Origin of the sequence: Rhodococcus sp. EPR-147, from assembly GCF_001647185.1 — a bacterium.
In the GTDB taxonomy this organism is placed as follows: Bacteria; Actinomycetota; Actinomycetes; order Mycobacteriales; family Mycobacteriaceae; genus Rhodococcoides.
Genome location: NZ_LVCU01000363.1, coordinates 1 through 982, shown reverse-complemented (window position 1 = coordinate 982; position 982 = coordinate 1). Strand labels below are relative to the sequence as shown.

Genomic DNA, 982 nt, shown 5'->3' with positions numbered 1-982 from the left:
GTGGTCGCCAGATGCGCGGACGCGGCTGCGGACTCGGGGACCAGTCGAACATCGCGGGTGGTGTGGGCGAGCGCTGCACGAATACCCGCAGCGTGCTCCTCGGTGCGGTAGGTGACGGCGATCGCGTCGGGCGACCGGTGACCGGGAATCAGCGAGGCCATCAGCTCGATGGCCGAGGTGACCAGATCGCCGATGTCGGTGTTCGCTTGGCGATCGGCGGATACGGTGCGGTACTCGACCGTGCGACTACCGTCGGTGTCGACGGTGACAAGGGCTGCGCACACGACCTCGGATCCGGTGGATATACCCACGCCTACTCGCATGCTGCACCTCCCGCCCCTGTGTACCTGTCCGGAATCGACTGTTCTGTGTGCCATGTCGCGGCACGGCTGTCGACCGTTATCGCTCGGACAGCTCCGTTATCGTAACGTTACTTCGTGCCTCATCGCGAGCGTAATATGCCGCTCGGTAGGTTCTTCGGTGAGAGTTCATAGCCTCCTACCTGGTCGTTCGATGGCTTCGCGGACGCCGGTAAAACAGCGGGAAACTACTCCGGTGTTCGGCGTTTCGGGTCCTGATTCGCCCGTTTTCGGATCTTTGTGGTGGTGCAGGAGGGCGCGTGCGTACCCGCGCGACCCACGCGTCACGAACCTGGCGAACCCAGCCCTTGAGTGCTGGCACTCTCGTGTATAGAGTGCTAGTTGGCACCGAGCGAAGTCCCGGCACCCGCGACGACGGGAACGAGTTCAGGCCGTGATTGTCAGAACCGCAGGAGAAGTACTTACACACAGCTGTCCGGGGATCCGACCCCGGGCGCGTACCCCATAACTTTGGAGGGCTCAACGTGGCGAGCGTGAAAATCAAGCCGCTCGAGGACAAGATCCTCGTCCAGGCCAACGAGGCCGAGACGACGACCGCCTCCGGTCTGGTCATCCCCGACACAGCCAAGGAGAAGCCCCAGGAGGGCACCGTCGTCGCCGTA

Annotated in this window: 1 protein-coding gene and 1 pseudogene; one reads left to right on the top strand and one right to left on the bottom strand. The window is 63.3% G+C overall.

Going from position 1 to position 982, the window contains the following annotated elements; translation table 11 throughout:
- Nucleotides 1-323, bottom strand: a pseudogene (locus tag A2J02_RS16450) (Hsp70 family protein); the annotation flags it as partial.
- 521 nt (nt 324-844) lie between these two features.
- Here A2J02_RS16450 and A2J02_RS16445 point away from each other — a divergent pair.
- Nucleotides 845-982 (top strand): co-chaperone GroES (locus tag A2J02_RS16445; protein WP_442971482.1); only part of this gene is annotated, 138 nt, incomplete at its 3' end.